The sequence below is a fragment of the Myxococcus sp. RHSTA-1-4 genome, from assembly GCF_020037125.1.
GTDB lineage: Bacteria > Myxococcota > Myxococcia > Myxococcales > Myxococcaceae > Myxococcus.
Genome location: NZ_JAIQDG010000013.1, coordinates 133,133 through 152,615, shown reverse-complemented (window position 1 = coordinate 152,615; position 19,483 = coordinate 133,133). Strand labels below are relative to the sequence as shown.

At 68.7% G+C, this 19,483-nt stretch carries 16 protein-coding genes; 4 read left to right on the top strand and 12 right to left on the bottom strand.

Annotated features, from left to right (window positions below; genetic code table 11):
- Positions 1-3: 3 nt before the first annotated feature.
- From rpsP to sucC, 5 genes are all read right to left on the bottom strand, one after another.
- Complete coding sequence (gene rpsP, locus K8638_RS19165) at positions 4-267, bottom strand: 30S ribosomal protein S16 (RefSeq protein WP_223756000.1); 264 nt, start codon at positions 265-267, stop codon at positions 4-6.
- Between the two features lie 88 nt (positions 268-355).
- Positions 356-1,489 (bottom strand): 23S rRNA (adenine(2503)-C(2))-methyltransferase RlmN, encoded by a 1,134-nt coding sequence (rlmN, locus tag K8638_RS19160; RefSeq protein ID WP_223755999.1) that lies wholly within the window; start codon positions 1,487-1,489, stop codon positions 356-358.
- Positions 1,490-1,706: 217 nt separating this feature from the next.
- Entirely contained in the window at positions 1,707-2,144 is a 438-nt protein-coding gene (gene ndk / locus K8638_RS19155) for a nucleoside-diphosphate kinase (protein WP_223755998.1), read from the bottom strand.
- Between the two features lie 28 nt (positions 2,145-2,172).
- Entirely contained in the window at positions 2,173-3,072 is a 900-nt protein-coding gene (gene sucD, locus K8638_RS19150; protein WP_223755997.1) for a succinate--CoA ligase subunit alpha, read from the bottom strand.
- 35 nt (positions 3,073-3,107) lie between these two features.
- Positions 3,108-4,268 carry an ADP-forming succinate--CoA ligase subunit beta gene (gene sucC, locus K8638_RS19145; protein ID WP_223755996.1) on the bottom strand — a complete coding sequence of 387 codons (1,161 nt, stop codon included), beginning with the start codon at positions 4,266-4,268 and terminating at the stop codon, positions 3,108-3,110.
- A 275-nt stretch (positions 4,269-4,543) separates the two neighbouring features.
- Here sucC and K8638_RS19140 point away from each other — a divergent pair, with 275 nt between their 5' ends.
- Positions 4,544-5,656, top strand: coding sequence for a S41 family peptidase (locus K8638_RS19140; RefSeq protein ID WP_223755995.1), 1,113 nt, complete (start codon positions 4,544-4,546; stop codon positions 5,654-5,656).
- A 251-nt stretch (positions 5,657-5,907) separates the two neighbouring features.
- Here K8638_RS19140 and sdhB read toward each other — a convergent pair whose 3' ends face one another.
- The 5 genes from sdhB to K8638_RS19115 all read right to left on the bottom strand — a co-directional run bounded on the left by sdhB (position 5,908) and on the right by K8638_RS19115 (position 12,052).
- On the bottom strand, positions 5,908-6,714 hold the full coding sequence (gene sdhB, locus K8638_RS19135) for a succinate dehydrogenase iron-sulfur subunit (protein ID WP_223755994.1): 807 nt from the start codon (positions 6,712-6,714) through the stop codon (positions 5,908-5,910).
- Positions 6,715-6,794: 80 nt separating this feature from the next.
- Entirely contained in the window at positions 6,795-8,672 is a 1,878-nt protein-coding gene (gene sdhA, locus K8638_RS19130) for a succinate dehydrogenase flavoprotein subunit (protein ID WP_370644038.1), read from the bottom strand.
- A gap of 220 nt (positions 8,673-8,892) precedes the next feature.
- Positions 8,893-9,837, bottom strand: a complete 945-nt coding sequence (gene mdh, locus K8638_RS19125) for a malate dehydrogenase (protein WP_223755992.1) — start codon at positions 9,835-9,837, stop codon at positions 8,893-8,895.
- A gap of 33 nt (positions 9,838-9,870) precedes the next feature.
- A complete protein-coding gene (gene icd / locus K8638_RS19120) occupies positions 9,871-11,169 on the bottom strand; it encodes an NADP-dependent isocitrate dehydrogenase (protein WP_223755991.1) in 1,299 nt (432 codons plus the stop codon).
- Between the two features lie 316 nt (positions 11,170-11,485).
- On the bottom strand, positions 11,486-12,052 hold the full coding sequence (locus tag K8638_RS19115) for a sensor histidine kinase (RefSeq protein ID WP_223755990.1): 567 nt from the start codon (positions 12,050-12,052) through the stop codon (positions 11,486-11,488).
- 430 nt (positions 12,053-12,482) lie between these two features.
- On the opposite strand from K8638_RS19115, the gene K8638_RS19110 reads away from it, so the two are divergent.
- Together K8638_RS19110 and K8638_RS19105 are read left to right on the top strand one after the other, a co-directional pair.
- Complete coding sequence (locus K8638_RS19110; protein WP_223755989.1) at positions 12,483-14,600, top strand: hypothetical protein; 2,118 nt, start codon at positions 12,483-12,485, stop codon at positions 14,598-14,600.
- A 5-nt stretch (positions 14,601-14,605) separates the two neighbouring features.
- Entirely contained in the window at positions 14,606-15,349 is a 744-nt protein-coding gene (locus K8638_RS19105; RefSeq protein ID WP_223755988.1) for a hypothetical protein, read from the top strand.
- Between the two features lie 105 nt (positions 15,350-15,454).
- On the opposite strand, the gene K8638_RS19100 is transcribed toward K8638_RS19105, so the two are convergent.
- Positions 15,455-17,080 carry a bifunctional 3-(3-hydroxy-phenyl)propionate/3-hydroxycinnamic acid hydroxylase gene (locus K8638_RS19100; RefSeq protein ID WP_223755987.1) on the bottom strand — a complete coding sequence of 542 codons (1,626 nt, stop codon included), beginning with the start codon at positions 17,078-17,080 and terminating at the stop codon, positions 15,455-15,457.
- A gap of 538 nt (positions 17,081-17,618) precedes the next feature.
- On the opposite strand from K8638_RS19100, the gene K8638_RS19095 reads away from it, so the two are divergent.
- The gene (locus K8638_RS19095; RefSeq protein ID WP_223755986.1) at positions 17,619-17,831 is read left to right on the top strand and encodes a hypothetical protein; all 213 of its coding nucleotides are present in this window, start codon (positions 17,619-17,621) and stop codon (positions 17,829-17,831) included.
- Between the two features lie 156 nt (positions 17,832-17,987).
- Here K8638_RS19095 and menE read toward each other — a convergent pair whose 3' ends face one another.
- Complete coding sequence (gene menE, locus K8638_RS19090) at positions 17,988-19,445, bottom strand: o-succinylbenzoate--CoA ligase (RefSeq protein ID WP_223755985.1); 1,458 nt, start codon at positions 19,443-19,445, stop codon at positions 17,988-17,990.
- Positions 19,446-19,483: the final 38 nt, after the last annotated feature.

The window sequence follows — 19,483 nt, the reverse complement described above, 5'->3', positions numbered from 1 at the left end:
GGCTCAGACCGCGGGAGCGGCCGACTTCGCCTTCGCGGCGACCTTGATGAGGTCCGCGACCGTCTCGGAAGGCGTCGCGCCCGTCTTCAGCCAGTAGTTCAGCCGCTCCTCGTTGAACTCCACCTTGGGGGGCTCGAGGTTCGGGTCGTACGCGCCGACGGCCTCGATGAACTTGCCGTCCCGGGGGTTACGGGAGTCGGTGGCGACCACGTGGTAGTACGGCTTCTTCTTGGCGCCCGCGCGGGCGAGACGGAGGACGACGGACATGAGGTGCTCCAACGTACAAGTAACAGCTTGAGGAAAGGGGGGCGCTCTTACCGCCGCCCCCGCGGGATTGTCAAGGAAGCTCGGGACCTTATGTCGCGCCCTCGGCGGAGGCGGCCTCGCCACGGTTGGCGAGCTGCCCGCAGGCCCCGGCAATGTCCCGGCCCCGGTTCCTGCGGATGTAGGCGGCGATGTGGTGGTCGGCGAGGATGGCGCGGAACTGCTCCGCCCGCTCCTCCCCCGTGGTGTGGAACCCCAGCCCGGGGTTCTCGTTGTACGGGATGAGGTTCACCTTCACCGGGATGTCCTTCAACAGCTCGATGAGCCTGTAGGCATCCTCGTCGGCGTCGTTGAAGCCCTTGATGAGCACGTACTCGAAGGTGATGCGCCGGCCTTGCCGCAGCGGGAACTTCCGGCAGGCGTCCAGCAGCGCCGCGATGTTCCACTTGCGGTTGACGGGCATCGTCTTGTTGCGCTGCTCGTCGGTGCTGGCGTTGAGGGAGATGGCCAGCTTGACGTCCGTCTCCTGGCCGAAGCGCTCGATCATGGGCACCAGGCCCACCGTGGAGACGGTGATGTGCCGGTGGCTGAAGTTGGGCCCGTCCTCGGACTGGAGGATGGAGAGCGCCGTCTTGAGGTTCTCGAAGTTGTGCAGGGGCTCGCCCATGCCCATGAACACCAGGTTGCTGAGCGGGCGGAGCGTCTCCAGGCCCTCATTCTTCCGGACCTCGCGGTTCACCGCGTGCACCTGGGCCACGATTTCGCCCGGGGTGAGGTTGCGCTTGAGCCCCATGGTGCCCGTCATGCAGAAGCCGCACGCCATGGCGCAGCCCACCTGGGTGGACACGCACAGCGTCTTGCGGTCCTCGGAGGGCATGTAGACGGACTCGATGTAGCGGCCGTCCCGCGTCTTCCACCGGTACTTGATGGTGCCGTCGGTGCTGCGCAGTTCCAGGTCCTTCAGCAGCGGGACGATTTCCGCCACCGCCTTGAGCTTCTCGCGCAGGGCCTTGGACAGGTCCGTCATCTCGTCGAACGAGGTGGCGCCGCGCTGGTGGAGCCAGCGGTAGATCTGCGGGGCTCGGAAGGCGCGCTCGCCCAGCGTCTCGGTGACGAAGCGGGTGAGCGCCTCCAGCGACAGGCTGGCCACGTCCACCAGCCTGGCGGGCGCGGGCGCCGGAAGCGGCTCGGTGACAGGCAGGGATGTGGCGGAGGTCTCGGACATCGTCGTCGGGCTTTGAACGGTAGGACCGAAGGCGTCCCTTCCCACACCTGGGCACGGCAAGTCAAAGGAGGGCTCGCTCCCCTCCCCGCCGGGTGGACGCTTCCAGGGCCTTCTCCAGGGCACTTCCTGGAAAGAACAGCGGCCCGGCCCCGCGCCTTCTCAGGCGTGGATACCGGGCCGCCGCTCTCGAGAGCGGGCCCCGCGAGGGGCCGGCCGGCTACTTCTGGTACGGGTAGGGCTGGATCTCGGTCTCCCGGAAGAAGTACGCGATCTCGATCTTCGCGTTCTCCAGGCTGTCCGAGCCGTGCACCGTGTTCTTGTCGATGCTGGTGGCGAAGTCCTTGCGGATGGTGCCGGGGGCCGCGTTGGCGGGGTTGGTGGCGCCCATGATGTCGCGGTTCGCGAGGACGGCGTTCTCACCCTCCAGCACCATCAGGACCACCGGGCCGGAGATCATGAACTGCACCAGGTCCTTGAAGAAGGGCCGGGCCTTGTGGACGGCGTAGAAGCCCTCGGCCTCCTTCTGGGAGAGCTGCTGCAGCCGGATGGCGACCGGCTTCAGACCCTTCTCCTCGAAGCGGCTGATGATCTTCCCGATGACGCCCTTCTCCAGACCGTCCGGCTTGATGATGGACAGCGTGCGCTCGATGGCCATGTGACTGGCTCCTTGTTCTCGTTGGGGTTTAGCGCTTCTTCGGAGCGCCCCGCTTGAGGGCCTCCTGCAGGGTGGTGCCCAGCTCGGCGGGGCTGGCGGCCATCAGGAAGCCCGCGGCCTCCATGGCCTTCATCTTCTCCGAGGCCGTGCCCTTGCCGCCGGAGATGATGGCGCCGGCGTGGCCCATGCGCTTGCCCGGGGGCGCCGACTGTCCGGCGATGAACCCGGCGATGGGCTTGGTGAACTCGCGGGCCACGTACTCCGCGCCCCGCTCCTCGGCGTCGCCGCCGATCTCACCAATCATGATGACCGCGTCCGTCTCCGGGTCGGCGTTGAAGAGCTTCAGCACGTCCACGAAGTCGGTGCCGTTGACCGGGTCGCCGCCAATGCCCACGGCGGTGGACTGGCCCAGGCCGAGCTGGGTGAGCTGGTGCACGGCCTCGTACGTCAGCGTGCCGGAGCGGGACACCACGCCGATACGGCCCGGCTTGTGGATGTGGCCCGGCATGATGCCGATCTTGCACTTGGCGCCCGGCGTAATCACACCCGGGCAGTTGGGGCCGATGAGGCGCACGCCCGGCTTGCCCTGCAGGTAGCGCTTGGCGCGCACCATGTCGTTGACGGGGATGCCCTCGGTGATGGTGATGATGAGGGAGATGCCCGCGTCGGCGGCCTCCATGATGGAGTCGGCGGCGAACGGCGGCGGCACGAAGATGACGGAGGTGTTGGCGCCGGCCTGCTTCACGGCGTCAGCCACCGTGTTGTAGACGGGGACCTTGCCCTCGAAGTCGGTGCCGCCCTTGCCCGGAGTCACACCGGCCACGAGCTTCGTGCCGTACTCCAGCATCTGCTTCGAATGGAACGAGCCCGCCGAGCCGGTGATGCCCTGGCAGACCACCTTCGTGTTTTCGTTGACGAGGATGCTCATGGCGTTCCTTCAGGAAAGTGTTGGAGGTGGCCGGACTACTTGATGGCAGCGACGGCCTTCTCCGCCGCCTGCCGCAGGTTGTCCGCCGGGGTGATGGCAAGGCCGGAGTTGCGCAGCAGCTCCTTGCCCTTCTCCACGTTGGTGCCCTCCAGCCGGACCACGAGCGGGACCTTGAGCTGGACTTCCTTGGCCGCGGCGATGATGCCCTCGGCGATGACGTCGCACTTCATGATGCCGCCGAAGATGTTGACGAGCACCGCCTTCACGGCCGGGTCGGCGAGGATGAGCTTGAAGGCCGCGGTGACCTTCTCCTTGCTCGCGCCGCCGCCCACGTCCAGGAAGTTGGCCGGGGCGCCGCCCACCAGCTTGATGGTGTCCATGGTGGCCATGGCCAGACCCGCGCCGTTCACCATGCAGCCGATGTTGCCGTCGAGCGCGATGTAGGCCAGGTCCCACTCCTTGGCCTGCGTCTCACGGGGCTCCTCCTCGGCGAGGTCGCGGTACTCCAGCAGGTCCTTGTGCCGGTAGAGCGCGTTCTCGTCGAAGTTCACCTTCGCGTCGAGCGCCACCACGCCGCCATCCTTCAGGATGACCAGCGGGTTGATCTCCACGAGCGCGGCGTCCGTCTCGACGTACATCTTGTAGAGCGACGAGCAGAACTGGACGAACTTGTTCACCGTGGGGCCGGTGAGGCCCAGGCCGAAGGCCAGCTTGCGGCCCTGGAAGTCGCTGAAGCCCACCGCCGGGTCCACCGCCTCGCGGAGGATCTTCTCGGGGTGCTTCTCCGCCACCTCTTCAATCTCCACGCCGCCCTCGCGGGAGGCCATGAAGGTGATGCGGCTGGTGGCGCGGTCCAGCGTCACGCCCAGGTACAGCTCCTGGCCGATGGCGAGGCCTTCCTCGATGTAGACCTTGTGGACCGTCTGGCCCTCGGGCCCGGTCTGGATGGTCTTCAGCTTCATGCCCAGCATCTGCTTGGCGAGGTCCTTGGCCTCGGCCGGGCTCTTGGCGAGCTTCACGCCACCGCCCTTGCCGCGGCCGCCCGCGTGAATCTGGGCCTTGACCACGACCACGGGCGTGCCGAGCTCCTTGGCGGCGGCTTCCGCCTCATTGGGCGACAGCGCGAGGATGCCCTTCGGCGTGGGCACGCCGTACTTCCGGAAGATTTCCTTGCCCTGGTACTCGTGGATCTTCATCGAGGCTCCGGTGGAGACGAGGGAGACAGCCTGTAAGAGGCGTCAGCGCCGCGCCCTCATTGCGCAGAAACCGACGGATGGCAAGACTGTTTGACCCCAGGTGTAACCGCCCCCAGGGGGCCGGTGCTCAGCAGATAACCAGGAATGTCCGCCAGGATGAGCCCGGCTTCACGGCCGAGCGGCGGCCGGGGGGCCGGTATGGAGCATCTCCGCGGGCGTTCGATGGGAAGGGACGGGCGCCCGTCCCCTGCCCTGCCCCACCCTGGAGCCCGCCCATGTCCCTCCGTCCGTGGCGCCTGCTATGGCTGTGCCTTCTCGTCGGGGGACCTGCCCCCGGCCTCGCGGCGGAGGTGCCACGGGCCCCGGATGCGCCGCCGGTGCTGGCCGCGAAGGAACGGACGCGGATCATCGAAGCGGCCATCGCCCAGGTACGGGCGCGCCACTACTCGCCGGACAAGGCGGTCATGGCCGAGAAGATGATGCGCTCCCGGCTGAAGCGCGGCGATTACGACGCCATCACCGATCCACGTGAGCTGGCCCGGGTGCTCTCCGAGCACCTGGCGCGGGATGGCCAGGACGCGCACTTCTTCGTCCACTACAGCGCCCAGCCCCTGCCCCGGAACCTGCCCCTGCCGTGGGAGCCCGCGTCTTCGGAGGCGGAGTCGTTCCTGGCCCAGCGCGAGGAGCGCCGGCGGCGCATGTACCTTCGCGAGGCGTATGGCATCGGCCGCGTAGAGCGGCTGGCGGGCAACGTCGGCTACCTGCGGCTGGTGAGCATGCCCGACGTGAAGTTCACCGGTGAGGCCGCGGCGGCGGCCATGCGGCTGCTGTCCGCCACGGACGCGCTCATCATCGACCTGCGTGGCAATGGCGGCGGTGACACCCGGTTGTCGGCGCTGTACCTGGGCTGGCTGCTGCCGGAGCGCACACACGTGCTGGACACGCTGTGGAAGGGCCGCCCGAAGGAGCCGCTCCACACGCCCGCGCCCCCGCCCGCGGGCCGCTACGGGGATGACAAGGAGGTCTACGTCCTCACGGACGGGGACACCTTCTCCGCCGCGGAGCTGCTCGCCTACGACCTCCAGGCGCGCAGTCGGGCGCGGGTGGTGGGCGAGGCAACGCACGGTGGCGCCAACCCGGGCGTGGCCCTCCCCATGGACGAACACTTCATCGTCACCGTGCCCATGGGGCAGACGGTGCACGCCGTGACGAAGACGAGCTGGGAGGGCGTGGGCGTGAAGCCGGACATGTCCGTACCGGCGGCGGACGCCCTGCGCACCGCGCACGTGGCCGCGCTCACCGCGCTGGAGAAGCGCGCGGAGGAGCCGGCGCAATTGGAGGAGGTCCGCGGGGCGCTGGAGTCGCTCGGCGCGGGCACGAAGCCGTAAGCGCTTCGCGCCTGGGCGGAGCTCCCGTGCCGCGGGGGCGTGAACGACGACGGCCCGCCTCACTGCGGCGTGCGGCCGGCTCCCTCCCGGGCCCCGGGGCCTGAAACGGCGGCGGCCCGCCTCACTGCAGCGCCGCAGCCGGCTCCCTCCCGAGCCCGGAAGTGCGAAACGGCGGCGGCCCCGCCCGGCGCCTCGGAGGGACGCCAGCACGGGGCCGCTTCGCTTCGAGAGCGAGGGAACCGACGGCCGGACTACCCCGGACCGCCGTGGCTCTTCTGCTCCTCGTCCTTGAAGAAGATGTCCTTGATCATCACCTTCGTCACCTCGCGGTTCATCACCGCGATGGACGTGGTGAGCGGAATCTCCTTCGGGCAGACCTTCACGCAGTTCTGCGCCTTGCCGCAGTCCTGGATGCCGCCCGGGCCCATCAGCCCCCGGACGCGCTCCTCGGACTGCATCTTGCCCGTCGGGTTCATGTTGAACAGACGGGCCTGGCTGATGGCCGCCGCGCCGACGAAGTCGTTGTCCAGCGTCACCTGCGGGCACGCCTCCAGGCAGCTTCCGCACGTGATGCACGTGGACAGCACGTACATGACGGACTGGTCCTTCGGCGACTGGCGCGGGCCCGGCCCCAGGTTGTGGGTGCCGTCCACCGGAATCCAGCCCTTCACCCGCTTGAGCGCGTTGAACATGCGCTCACGGTCCACCGCCAGGTCCCGGACCACCGGGAACTTGCTCATGGGCTCCAGGGTGATGGGCTGCTCCAGCTTGTCGACCAGCGCCGAGCAGGCCATCCGCACCCGGCCGTTGATGTTCATCGCGCAGCTTCCGCAGACCTCCTCGAGGCACGCGGCGTCCCAGATCACCGGAGGCACCCGCTTGCCCTCCACGGTGACGGGGTTGCGCTGGATCTCCATCAGGCACGAGATGACGTTGGCGCCCTTCGTATAGGGAACCTTGAACTCATCGAAGTGACCCGGCTTGTTCGGATCGTCCTGCCGCCAGATGCGGAAGGTGACGGTCTTGTTGGTGACGGCTGATGCCTGTGCAGTGTCCATGTGGGTAGACCCTTCACTTCCAAATCAGTTACGGCGGCCCGCGATGCCCCGCGGGCCCACCAGAAGATGAGTGCCCCTGCTCAGGCGTACCAGCGGGGTTCGGGCTCCAGGACCGGCGTCGGAATCTCCTCGTAGGAGATCTGCGGCCCCTGCTCGCTGTGCTTCGCGATGGTCGTCTTCGCCCACTTCTCGTGGCGCTTGCGCCACAGCGCCATCCAGTCGGCGTCCTCGCGCGGGTCCTTCGTCTTCGGCTCCGGCAGGGAGAACTCCGGCTTGTAGTGGGCGCCGCGGCTCTCGTCGCGCAGCAGCGCGCTGGTGGCGATGACCTCGCCCAGCTCCAGCATGTTCCAGAGCTGGTTGGTGTACGACAGCGCGCGGTTGGCCACGTTGCCGGTGTCCAGCACGTTGACGTTCTTCCAGCGCGACTTCAGCTCGCGGATCTTCTCCACCGTCTTCTTCAGCCGGTCGTTGTACCGGACGACGGTGCAGTTCTCCGTCATGATGTCGCCCAGTTCGCGGGCCAGCGCGTACGGGTTCTCCGCGCCGTTCATCTTCTTGATGGTGGCGAACCGGTCCTCCCAGTAGCGCTTCGCGTCCTGGAAGTACTTCTCCGGCATGGCCGCCGCGCTCGTGCTCTGGCTCTTGGCGAAGGCCGCCATGGCCGGGCCGCCAATCATGCCCGAGTAGATACAGGACAGGAGCGAGTTGGCGCCCAGGCGGTTGGCGCCGTGGAACGCGTAGTCCGCCTCACCCGTGGCGTACAGGCCGGGGATGTTGGTGGACTGGTTGACGGGGCTGCCCTCGAGGGGCGTCTGCGTGCGCGAGTCCGCCTCGAACCGCACGTACAGGCCGCCCATGGAGTAGTGCATGCCCGGGAAGATGACCATCGGCGTGACGCGCGGGTCGTCTCCCACGAACTTCTCGTAGATCTCCATGACGCCCTTGATCTTGGCGTCCAGCGTCTTGGCCGGGATGTGCGTGACGTCCAGGTAGACGCCGTCCCTGCCACCGATGCCCATGCCCAGGTCGCGGCAGACCATGAAGATCTCGCGCGTGGCCACGTCGCGGGGCACCAGGTTCTTGTACTTGGGGTACTTCTCCTCGAGGAAGTACCAGCGCTCGCTCTCCGGGATGTCCCGGGGGCCGCGCGGGTCGCCCTTCTTCCGGGGCACCCAGACGCGGCCGCCCTCGCCGCGCACCGACTCGCTCATCAGGCGCAGCTTGTCCTCTCCCGGGATGGAGGTGGGGTGCACCTGGATGAACTCGCCGTTGGCGTAGATGGCGCCTTCCATGTAGGCGCGACCCGCGGCGGTGCCGGTGTTGATGATGGAGTTGGTGGAGCGCCCGAAGACGATGCCCGGACCGCCCGTGGCCAGGCACACGGCCTCCGCCGGGAAGGTGCGGATCTCCATGGTGCGCAGGTCCACGGCCACGCTGCCGATGACGCGCCCACCCTCGTCCTTCACCGTGCCGAGCCACTCCCAGTACTCGTACTTGGTGACCTTGCCCTCGGCCTCGTAGCGGCGAACCTGCTCGTCCAGCGCGTACAGCAGCTGCTGGCCGGTGGTGGCGCCCGCGAAGGCCGTGCGGTGGTGGAGCGTGCCGCCGAAGCGGCGGAAGTCCAGCAGGCCCTCGGGGGTGCGGTTGAACGTCACCCCCATGCGGTCCAGCAGGTAGATGATGCCGGGAGCCGCGTGGCACATGCCCTTGACGGATACCTGCTCCGCCAGGAAGTCGCCGCCACGCAGCGTGTCCTTCACGTGGATGTCCGGGTGGTCACCCTCACCCTTGGTGTTCACCGCGCCGTTGATGCCTCCCTGGGCGCACACCGAGTGGGAACGCTTGACCGGGACGAGCGAGAGCACATCCACCTGGTGACCCGCCTCCGCGAGCTTGATCGTCGTCATCAGCCCGGCGAGACCGCCGCCCACCACCGTGAACCGCGCTGCTGCTGCCATCATCGTCTCCTTGACTGCCGGACGCCGGACTCTGCCGTCGTGAGCCGACGCGCCGAATGACGCGCCAGGGCCCGGACATCCCGTGCGAGATCTACAGGCTAGATAACTTGGTGAAACTCCGCCGCAATGAAGGTGCCGGGCAGGATAAGCCCGCGTCATTCGCGGCATCAGGCACAGGGCCCGCCGGTCCTCCCGGCGGGCCGCATGCGCCCGGAACGGACTACAGCGTGACCGAGTCGACCGTCTTCTTCACCGACTGGAAGGACTTCTCCAGCTCGGCCTTCTCCGCGGCGTTGAGGTCCACGGTGATGACCTTCTCCACGCCGCCCGCGCCGATCTGCACCGGGGTGCCGAAGAAGTAGCCGCTGATGCCGTACTGGCCCTCGAGCAGGGCCGCGGCCGGCAGCACGCGCTTGCGGTCGAAGATGTAGCTCTCCGCCATGGCGATGGAGGACGCCGCCGGACCGAAGTACGCGCTGCCCGTCTTGTACAGGCCCACCAGCTCCGCGCCGCCCTCGCGGGTGCGCTTGATGATGGCGTCCAGCTTCTCCTTGGGCAGCAGCTCCGTCAGCGGCACGCCGCCCACGGTGCTGTGGCGCACCAGCGGAACCATGTCGTCGCCGTGGCCGCCGAGCACCAGCGCCTCCACGTCACGGATGGAGCAGCCCAGCGCCTCGGCCACGAAGCACTTGAAGCGGCTGGTGTCCAGCACGCCCGCCATGCCGGCCACCATGTTCTTCGGAAGGCCGGAGATCTTGTGGAGCGCGTACACCATCGCGTCCAGCGGGTTGGCCACGTTGATGACGAAGGCGTCCGGGGCGTGCTGCTTGATGTTGCCCGCCACGTCCTTCATGATCTTCAGGTTGATCTCGAGCAGGTCCTCGCGGGACATGCCCGGCTTCCGCGGCACGCCGGCGGTGATGATGATGACGTCCGAGCCGGCCACGTCCTTCCAGTCCGTGGAGCCGGTGACGCGGCAGTCATAGCCGTCCACCGCGGAGAGCTGGTTGATGTCCAGCGCCTTGCCCTTGACCATGCCCTCGGCCGCGGGGATGTCGTACAGCACCACGTCGCCGAGCCCCTTCTGCACCGCGAGCAGCGCGAGGTTGCCGCCGATCTGGCCGCCGCCGATGAGGCCAATCTTCTTCTTGCGATTCTGAGCCATGGATTCGCCCTCTCTTTCGTTCCCGGCTGGGAACTACATGTTCTTGATGATGGCCTGCCCGAACTCGGAGCACTTCACCTCGGTCACCCCGCTCTGCCCCTCCTGCTTCATGAGGCGGGCGAAGTCGTAGGTCACCGTCTTGTTGGCGATGGCGCGGTCCATGCCCTTGATCATCAGGTCCGCGGCCTCGTGCCAGCCCAGGTGCCGGAACATCATCTCGCCGGAGAGGATGACCGAGCCGGGGTTCACCTTGTCCAGGTCCGCGTACTTCGGCGCCGTGCCGTGCGTGGCCTCGAACACCGCGTGGCCCGTGACGTAGTTGATGTTGCCGCCCGGGGCGATACCGATGCCGCCCACCTGGGCCGCCAGCGCGTCCGACAGGTAGTCGCCGTTGAGGTTCAGCGTGGCGATGACGTCGAACTCGTCCGGACGGGTCAGCACCTGCTGCAGGGTGATGTCCGCGATGGAGTCCTTGACGATGACCTTGCCGGCGGCCACGGCGGCCTTCTGCTCGGCGTTGGCGGCGTCCTCACCCTTGGCCGCCTTCGTCACCTCCCACTGGTCCCAGGTGTAGACCTTGTCACCGAACTCGCGGGCGGCCAGCTCGTAGCCCCACTTGCGGAAGGCGCCCTCGGTGAACTTCATGATGTTGCCCTTGTGGACCAGCGTGACGCTCTTGCGCTTGTGGTCCACGGCGTACTGGATGGCGGCGCGGATGAGGCGCTCGCTGCCCTCCTGGGAGACGGGCTTGATGCCCAGGCCGATGTTGGCGGGGAAGCGGATCTTCCCAAACTCCTTCGGGAACTCCTGCTTCAGCAGGCCGAGGAACTTCTCCGCGGCCGGGGTGCCGGCCTCGAACTCGATGCCCGCGTAGATGTCTTCCGTGTTCTCACGGAAGATGACCATGTCCACCTTCTCCGGCGTCTTCACCGGGCTGGGGACGCCCTTGAAGTAGCGTACGGGCCGCAGGCAGACGTACAGGTCCAGCATCTGGCGCAGCGCCACGTTCAGGGAGCGGATGCCACCGCCCACCGGCGTCGTCAGCGGGCCCTTGATGCCCACCAGGTACGTGCGGAAGGCCTCGACCGTCTCGTCCGGCAGCCAGTTGTTGACCTGCTTGAAGGACTTCTCGCCGGCCAGCACCTCGTACCAGGCAATCTTCTTCTTGCCCTTGTAGGCCTTCTCGACGGCGGCGTCGAAGACCGCCTGGGACGCGCGCCAGATGTCGCGGCCGGTTCCATCGCCCTCGATGTAGGGGATGATCGGGTGGTCCGGCACGGACAGCTTGCCGTTCTGCAGGGAGATCTTCTCTCCGGAAGACGGGGGCGCCATGGGCGTACTCCTGGAAGGTGTGACCGTGTAAGAAGAGGCGCGGGATAGTCGAAAACCCGCCCCCTCCCGTCAAGGAGTTTGGCCGCCTGCATGGCCTGCAGGACGTTGGCGGCACTTATCGGAGCCAGCGGCGCGACATGGGAGCGATGCCGGAGCGCGCTCATGACGCGAGCGCACGCGGGGCGCACGTCCCATCCGGCGGTGAACTGAAGGGAGAAGCCACGGAGGGCCGGCGAGAGCGCCGCTCCCCTCCGGGAAGCTGGGCCCGCCAGGATGCGGGCCCCCGTTGCGCCGCTGGATCAGCGGCGGGCGCGGGCTACCAGCTCGACAGGCCCGGCGCGGGCAGCTCCACCGTGACGGTGATGCCCGAGGCGGCGCCGCGCGTCACCTCCAGGGTGCCACCCACGGAATCCACCAGCTCGCGGGCACGGGCCAGGCGGCGGTGCAGCGGCCCCACCAGCATGGGCGACAGGAAGACGGCCTTGGCCTCGCGCTCCGACAGCGAAGCCCCCGGCGCCACCACCTGGAAGCGCGGGCCCACGTCGCCGAAGTCGTCGGGCTCATCCACCATCAGCCGGATGCCCTGCCCGTTCGACGCGTCCGCGGCGTGGGCCAGCAGCAGCAACAGCACCTGCTGCAGCCGGCGGCTGCTGACGCGCGTGGGGACCGGGTCCTCCGGCAGCGCCAGCGCCACCTCTATACCGTGCAGCCGGCGCGTGACGCCCAGCAGCTCCAGCGCATCTCGCGCCGCCGCCGCCACATCCACCCGGAAGACCTCCGGAACCTCCACCGACTCCAGCGCCGCGATTCGCGCCGGGGCGTTCTGCTCCGGCTGAACGCCCACCGACTGCGTCCCACCCGTGGTGCTCACTGCCGCGCTCATCCCGCACCTCCCTCAGACCGACGGGAACCACTCTAACGGACAGGTCTGACAAACTCCATTCCACTACGAGAAAGTACGGACACCGTGCCCAAGTTGTGACATTACAGTTGCGCGACATCTTCGCCGTGTTGTTGTCCACTGTCTGGCAGTGCAACTCGTGGGACTCGGAGAGAGAACCTGTCATCCCCGACCCACGGCCCTACCTTCCCGCCAGCCAGAAAACAGCACGGCTGGATTCTTTCGGTTTGACTGTTCCTTCTGAATCCGTATGATACGGACCTATAGCGATTCGCCGCCGACTGCAGCGCCGCTGGAGCAGGGAGGGACTGTTGTGCTTGCAACTTCGACTTCCGCATCAGGCGTTCCTCAGCACCGGAGAAAGGGGTTCCTGCCTATGGAAGGGGGAAGTCCGACCTCCACCAAGCGGAGCTTGGAGTTCGTCAGCCGCGACGCGCTGTTCAATGTGATTCCGCTCCCGCCGGCCGAGGCGGCCCTGGATGACTCGGGTTACTCGCTGCACGGCACCGGGCCGGATGCCATCACCTGCTCGCTGGGCACGCCGGACGCCACCATTGGAGAGGTGACGCGGCTGTCCCCCACCGTGGTGTGGGTGATGCCCCGGGGCTCGGTGGACACCTCGGAGCCCCGTACGATGCCGGTGTACCTGTCCGGCTGCGGCGTGACGCTGGGCCCCATCCGCGGCGCCTTCATCCGGACGGACGCGGAGACGGCGAACGCTCCGGTCGGCCTGCAGCTGGTGGGTGTGACGCTGGAGCAGGGCCGGCAGATTCTCTCCCTGCTGGCGGACGCGCTGAAGCGCGGCGTGGCGGAGCCGGCCGCGTCGGTGCTGCCGGTGCAGGACACCATCGAGCAGGCCGAGCGCATCCGCTCCATCCTCGTGGCCATCTGCGCCTCCGGAAACAAGGGCGTGCTGCGCCGCATGGGCCGCACGGTGCGCATGGTGCTGGAGCGGTTCAACCCCGCCACCTCGCAGCTCGAGTGGCGGACGGATGAGTCGGTGACGGAGTGGGGCGAGGCGCCCTACGACATCGACGTCATCGGCTACAACAGCGCGTACCGGATGAAGCTGGACGCGGGCACCACCGACGGTGACCGGCTCTTCACGCCGCTGCCGGAGCAGCTCTTCCGCATCCGTCACCGGTGGCACCGCCGCGTGCCGGCCCCCGCCGGCGTCAGCGTGAGCTTCCACCACCCGCTCTGGCGGGAGCTGGGCGAGCTGTCCCGCGAGGTGGTGGACCTGTCCTTCTCCGGCATGTGCATCCGCTGCCGGCCCGAGGACCTGATGTTCCCGGGCCTGTTGCCGCCCCTCCTCGAGCTGCACACCGACAACGACCAGGTCATCAGCCTGCGCGGGGAGATCCGCTACGTCAGCAGCGTGCGCGCGGACGGCACCGTCCTGTGCGGCCTGAGCGTGCTGCCCTACTCCTCCGACGAGGCGCGCTGGGTGCGCTTCGTGTCCCAGGCGGCGTCCCCCAACACCCGCACCAGTGAGAACCTGGAGGACGGGCTGTGGGACCTCTTCACCCGCTCCGGCTTCTTCAGCCTGGCGGGCAAGTCCGCCGAGGAGTTCGAGGAGCTGCGCCTGGCCTTCCGCAACATGGCGAAGAAGGCCGCGGAGATTCCCCAGCTCTTCTGCCAGGCGGTGTGGCCGTCCGAGCGCGGGCTGGAGGCGACGCTGTCCTTCATGAAGCCCTACCGCCACGCGTGGATGGGGCACCAGGTCGCGAAGCGCCCGGGCAAGCCGCCCTCCAACGTGTCGGAGCCGGGGCAGATCATGCGCGACCTGTACATGCGCACGTTCGAGCACCCGCAGAGCGATCCGGACTTCAAGTGGGTGGTGGCCTACGTGGAGGCCCTCAACCCGTGGATCGCCAAGGCGCACGTGCGCTACGCCGAGCGGCAGATGGCGACGGGCTCGGGCCTGGCCTTCACCCGCAAGGTCCACATGCTCGACGTGCTCACCCACGAGCTGACGGGCCGCACGCACGAGGGCATCTCCGTCGGCTCCGCCACGCCGAACGAGCTGACCCTGCTGGCGGACACCATCGCCCGCACGCGCCCCGACTGCTACGTGGAGGCGCTCGACTTCACCCGCGACCGCATCGACCTGCGTCCCGTCCAGGCGCGCTGGAAGGAGTTCGGTCTGGAGCGTGAGCGGGAGATCCTCGTTGCCCGCCGCGGTGGCATGCCGGTCGCCGCCGTCGTCCTGGAGATGGGCCAGCTGGGCACCAACCTGTACAGCCTGCTGGACATGGCCCGCCTGTTCTCGCTGACCGAGGCGGGGCCTTCCACCTATGTCGCGCTGGTCGATGCCGCCCGCCGTTGGTACGCCGCGCGCCGTCGCACTTCGTTCCACTATCTCTGTGAGGACGAAGGGGGGGATTACGTGCAGGAGTCCGGTATCCACGCGGGGCCTGATCCGTACATGTGGATCATCTCCTCCAAGCTGATCCCGGACTTCCTGGAGCACATCAGTGAACTGACGATCGGGCGCCGCAGCGCGCTCACCACCACTCGCCAAGGGTAGAAGACATGAGCAAGAAACTCGTTGAGGAGCTGTACGCCCCCCACGTCAAGGAGGCGCGCGAGCGGCTCCTGACGGACCCGTCGCTGAAGTCCCTCCTGGACCCGAACGTGGACCCGGCGTTGATGGAAGGTTTCCTCATCCAGCTCAACTCCCTGGGCGTGTACATGACGGAGCCCGTGGACGGGTGGATCCGCCGCGCGGGTGAGGCCACGGTGAAGATGGGCCTGACGGACGTGGGCAACCAGCTCATCACCCACGCCAAGCACGAGGCCGGCCACCACCTGATGATGGTCGAGGACACCAAGACGCTGGTGGCCCGGTGGAACGAGCACCGCTCTCCCAAGCTGGACGCCGAGGCGCTGCTGAACCAGGCGCCCACCCAGGCGATGAAGGACTACCGCGCCATCCACGAGGAGACCATCGTCGGTCCGTTGCCCGCCGCCCAGGTCGCCATCGAGTACGAAATCGAGAACCTGTCCGTGGTCTTCGCGCCCGGCCTGATGGAGCAGGCGAAGCGCGTGCTGGGCGACAACATCATGGACTCGATGTCCTTCGTGAAGGAGCACGCGGAGCTCGACGTGGGCCACACCGCCCTCAACGAGCTGATGCTGGGCAAGCTGCTGTCGCAGACGCCGGAGAAGGCGGACGTCATCGGGAAGACGGGCGCCAAGGCGCTGAACATCTACCTGAACTTCATGGCCGACTGTGTCGAGCGCGCCGGGCAGATGATGAAGTCCGCCGCCGCCTGAGCACGCGCACCACTTTCGACGCCTGATGTCACCGGGGCGCCACGGGCATGAGTTCCGCCCGCGGCGCCCTTTGCGTTTCCGCTCGCGAGGCCGGAGCGTGCCGCCTCAGCCCGCTCGCCGCACGGCTCCGCGGCCCCGGCGCGCCAGCGGACGGACGCGGCCCCGGAGCGACGCCTGGAGTTGGCCCAGGTCACCGCCGCCCGCCGTGCCGTACACGTAGCGGTCCGGACGGAGCACGACGAGGTCCGCCCCGTACCGCGCGAACCAGGCGCCCAGCCGGCCCTCCACGTCCACCACCACCTCCGGACGGGTGGAGCCCGAGCGCTCCGCCGCCGACACCTGCAGCCAGCGTCCTCCCAGTTCCGCCGCCATGGTTCTTGCCTCGCGTTGCGCCTCCAGCGAAGCGCCGGGACGCGTCAGCACCACGAAGCCCTCTCCCAGGACGTCGTCCAGCGGGGCGTAGCTCCCGTCCGGCAGTTCCACGCGCGGCTGCGGGAAGTAGGTGCCCTGGGGCGAGTCCTTCTTCTCGCGGCGGGGGCTGACGAAGAAGCCCTGCTCCAGCGCCACCATCGGCTTCACCTTGTACTGGCGGATGAAGTCCCCGGTAACGGGCAGGTGGTAGAGCACCTGGATGAGCGCGTTGCGCGCGCGGGCCAGCACCCGGCCGCCCGTCATCATCACCCGCCCCATGGCGTCCGAGCCGCGGATGATTTCCGCCACGTGCGCGCGCCGCTCCTGCTCGTACGTGTCCAGCAGCGACGCGTCCGCCGCGCCCCCGAGCACCAGGGCCAGCTTCCACGAGAGGTTCGCCGCGTCCCTCAGGCCCGCGCAGAGCCCCTGCCCCAGGAACGGCGGCATCAGGTGCGCGGCATCCCCGAGGAGGAACGCCCGCCCCACCCGCCACTTCTCCGCGAGGCGGCTGTGGTACGAGTACACGTTGGCGGAACGGACCTTCACCGTCGCCGGGTCCAGGTAGGGAGCGATGAGGCTCCGCACGGACTCGGGCCGGCGCACGGCCTCCAGGTCCTCGTCCGGCGCGAGGATGATGTCGAAGCGCATCTCGTCCTTCGCCGTGCGGGTGATGAAGCCCCGGCGCTTCGGGCCGCAGAGGTACGCGGTGAACTCCGGATCCGGCGAGGCCGTGGTGATGGTGATGGCGAGCGAGTGCTCCAGCGCCGTCGTCCCCTGGAGCTTCAGCCCCAGCTTCCGGCGGGTGGCGCTGTGCGCGCCGTCGCAGGCCAGCAGGTAGCGGGCGCGCACCGTGGAGGTCTGCTCGCTCGCGCACTCCTTCACCCGCGCGGTGATGCCCTCCGCGTCCTGCACGAAGGACTCCACCTCGTGGCCACGCCACAGCTCCACGTGCGGGTAGCGCTGCATGCCCCGGTGCAGCGCCGCCTCCATTCGCGGCTGCTGGAAGAACGCGCCCACGAAGTGGCCGAAGGGCTTGTCCACCTTGGTGAAGTCCACCTCGGCGAGGCAGCGCAATTCATCATCCAGGTACTGCAGGCGCCGGCACGGGAAGAAGCCCGGATCCAGGTCGCCCACCAGGCCCGCGGACTGGAAGATGCGCTGTGCCTCGTCGTCCAGGCTGATGGCGCGGGACTGGGTGTTGGGCAGCGGCTCGCGCTCGATGACGAGGGTGCGGACTCCATGCTGCCCCAGCAGGTTCGCGGCCATCGCTCCGACAGGTCCACATCCGACGATGATGACATCAACAGACTCTGGAGCCATGTCCGTCTCCCGTTGTGTATGTACCGAGCTGCTTTGCCTTTGAGCCGCGTCCCCCCTTGCCCTGGGAGATAGAGATATCGACACAACCTGCCCCCTCACCACATCCTCTCCCGTCCGCCATCCCCTTCATCTATTTGAACGCGGCCGGTGAAATTCCTTGCATGTCTGAGTTTCGTTCCCGGGGAAAAATTGCCGCGCCATCCGGCATGTCTCGCGTCCCGGTTCAGGGTGACGCCACACCCCGAGGTGGGCTCAGCTCGACCCTGTTGTCAGTCTATTCCCGACAGGCTTCACAATTGCGCCCAGGCGAGATCATCGGGCGCGCATCGGCTCGAGGGCGGCAGTGCTCGTCACGCGCCTTTGACGGAGAGGTGGCGAGAGAGCATCCGGCTGCCGGTCAACACGACTGCTCCGCGACATGAGAGGCCCTGTCTGGAAACCAGCACTGACGCTCCACTCCAACGCAGGGCGTCGTGATTTCCGGGGCTCGGGGTTGTTGGATGGGGACTCACGCAGTCCCCCCTCAAGGAGCACACAGATGGAATGGTTCGAGTTCCCGCGTTGGTCCCCGGAAGTGGAGCGGCAGTTGACGATGCAGGCCGCCCGGCTGGGCGCGGCCATCAACCGGGGAGCCGTCCCGGGCCGCAAGCCCGGCGCCAGCGCCACCGTGGCCGCGGCGTACCGGCTGAACACGATGCTGCGCGAGTACCCGCGCACCAACCCCTGGGGCCACCCCACCTCCGAGTGCTGAGCCGCTCGCGCACCTGAGCCCGGCCCGCCCCTCACCGAGGAGGGCGCCAGGGCACGGCGGCGCGGTGCACGGCACGGGAGACCGGCCTGTGGAGCCCCACCCGCCCTCACCCGAGGGACGGGAGCGCGGCCCCCGGTCTCGACCTTGACTCCAGAATCAGGTCGCGGAGCGCTGGCGGAGCACGGCGCGTTCGACCTTTCCCATGGCGTTGCGCGGCAGCGCGTCCACCCAGGTGAAGCACGCGGGAGTCTTGAAGCCCGCGAGCGACTCGCGGCACCACGCCGCCAGCGCCTCGGCCTCGGGCCGTGGCTGCCCGGAGCGCGGCGCGAGGAAGGCCACGGGCACCTCGCCCCAGCGGGCGTCCGGCACGCCGACCACCGCGGCCTCCTGCACCGCCGGGTGGTTGGCGAGCACCGCCTCCACCTCCGCGGGGTAGATGTTCTCGCCACCGCGGACGATGAGGTCCGTGCGCCTCGACAGCACCGTGAGCCGTCCGCGCGCGTCCAGCACGCCGAGGTCCTTCGTGTGCAGCCAGCCGTCTCGCAGCGCCTCACGCGTGGCGTCCGGACGCCTCCAGTAGCCCGCCATCACCGTGGGCCCGCGCACCTCGATGTCGCCTTCCTCGCCGGGGCCTCGCACCGTGCCGTCCCCTCCGACGATGCGAACCTCCATGCCGGGCAGCGGCGGTCCCGCGGTGCGCCCGTCGGCTTCGGTGGGACGCTCGGTGGTCACCTGGGAGCAGGCCTCCGTGAGGCCGTAGGTCTGCAGCGCCACCAGTCCCGCCGCCCGCGCCCGCTCCAGCAGCGGCACCGGCACCGGGCCTCCTCCGATGAGCGCGAGCCGGAAGGACGGTGGCACGGGCCGGTCGGCGCGCGCGTCCAGGACCCGCTCCAGCGTGGTGGCCACGAGGCTCGCGTGGGAGATGCCCTCCCCGTCGATGGCGCGGTTGACGGCGTCCGCGTCGAAGCGGTCATGCAGCACCAGGCAGCCGCCCTCGTAGGCCGTGCGCGTCAGCATGGCCAGCCCGCCCACATGGAACAGGGGCAGCGTGCCCAGCCAGCGCGGCGCGGGGTGCGCTCCCAGGTTGGCCGCGGAGGCCCTCTCGGAGGCCCGGAAGTTACCCTCTGTCAGCACCGCCCCCTTGGGCCGCCCCGTCGTTCCGCTGGTGAAGAGGATGACCCGGGGCGCGTCCTCCGCCAGGGGCGCGCACGTGGGGGATGGTGAGGAGCCGGCGAAGGACTCCAGGGGCTCGGCGCCGGGGAGCCGCTCCATCAGCGCGCCCAGGGCCAGGGTGAGGCGCGGGGCCACGTCCTCCGCCAGGGGCGCCAGTTCGGCCCGGGTGAGGCGTGCATTGAGTGGCGCCAGCACCGCGCCCAGGCGGCCCAGGGCCCAGAAGAGGAACACGGAGGCGGCGTGGTTCGTCGCCAGGAGCGCCACCCGCTCACCGGCTCCGACGCCCCGGGCCTCGAGCGCCGCCACCCACCGGGCCACCTCGGCGTCGAGCGCGCGGTAGGTCCACGAGCGGCCGGCGAACGTGAGTGCCTCCGCGTCCGGGTGCCGTCCGGCGCCCTCATGGATGGGGCAGCCCCAGGCCTCACGCCGGCCTCCTTCCATTCCACCTGCTCCGCTCATCGGCGCGTCAACCCACCCTC

Excerpts from the sequence above, each read along its gene's own strand:
- icd (WP_223755991.1), bottom strand. The coding sequence starts at position 11,169 with ATGGCGCCCCCGTCTTCCGGAGAGAAGATCTCCCTGCAGAACGGCAAG.
- sdhA (WP_370644038.1), bottom strand. The coding sequence starts at position 8,672 with ATGGCAGCAGCAGCGCGGTTCACGGTGGTGGGCGGCGGTCTCGCCGGG.
- sucD (WP_223755997.1), bottom strand. The coding sequence starts at position 3,072 with ATGAGCATCCTCGTCAACGAAAACACGAAGGTGGTCTGCCAGGGCATC.
- sucC (WP_223755996.1), bottom strand. The coding sequence starts at position 4,268 with ATGAAGATCCACGAGTACCAGGGCAAGGAAATCTTCCGGAAGTACGGC.
- K8638_RS19140 (WP_223755995.1), top strand. The coding sequence starts at position 4,544 with ATGTCCCTCCGTCCGTGGCGCCTGCTATGGCTGTGCCTTCTCGTCGGG.
- K8638_RS19100 (WP_223755987.1), bottom strand. The coding sequence starts at position 17,080 with ATGGCTCCAGAGTCTGTTGATGTCATCATCGTCGGATGTGGACCTGTC.
- rpsP (WP_223756000.1), bottom strand. The coding sequence starts at position 267 with ATGTCCGTCGTCCTCCGTCTCGCCCGCGCGGGCGCCAAGAAGAAGCCG.
- ndk (WP_223755998.1), bottom strand. The coding sequence starts at position 2,144 with ATGGCCATCGAGCGCACGCTGTCCATCATCAAGCCGGACGGTCTGGAG.
- K8638_RS19095 (WP_223755986.1), top strand. The coding sequence starts at position 17,619 with ATGGAATGGTTCGAGTTCCCGCGTTGGTCCCCGGAAGTGGAGCGGCAG.
- K8638_RS19115 (WP_223755990.1), bottom strand. The coding sequence starts at position 12,052 with ATGAGCGCGGCAGTGAGCACCACGGGTGGGACGCAGTCGGTGGGCGTT.
- rlmN (WP_223755999.1), bottom strand. The coding sequence starts at position 1,489 with ATGTCCGAGACCTCCGCCACATCCCTGCCTGTCACCGAGCCGCTTCCG.
- K8638_RS19105 (WP_223755988.1), top strand. The coding sequence starts at position 14,606 with ATGAGCAAGAAACTCGTTGAGGAGCTGTACGCCCCCCACGTCAAGGAG.
- mdh (WP_223755992.1), bottom strand. The coding sequence starts at position 9,837 with ATGGCTCAGAATCGCAAGAAGAAGATTGGCCTCATCGGCGGCGGCCAG.
- menE (WP_223755985.1), bottom strand. The coding sequence starts at position 19,445 with ATGGAAGGAGGCCGGCGTGAGGCCTGGGGCTGCCCCATCCATGAGGGC.
- sdhB (WP_223755994.1), bottom strand. The coding sequence starts at position 6,714 with ATGGACACTGCACAGGCATCAGCCGTCACCAACAAGACCGTCACCTTC.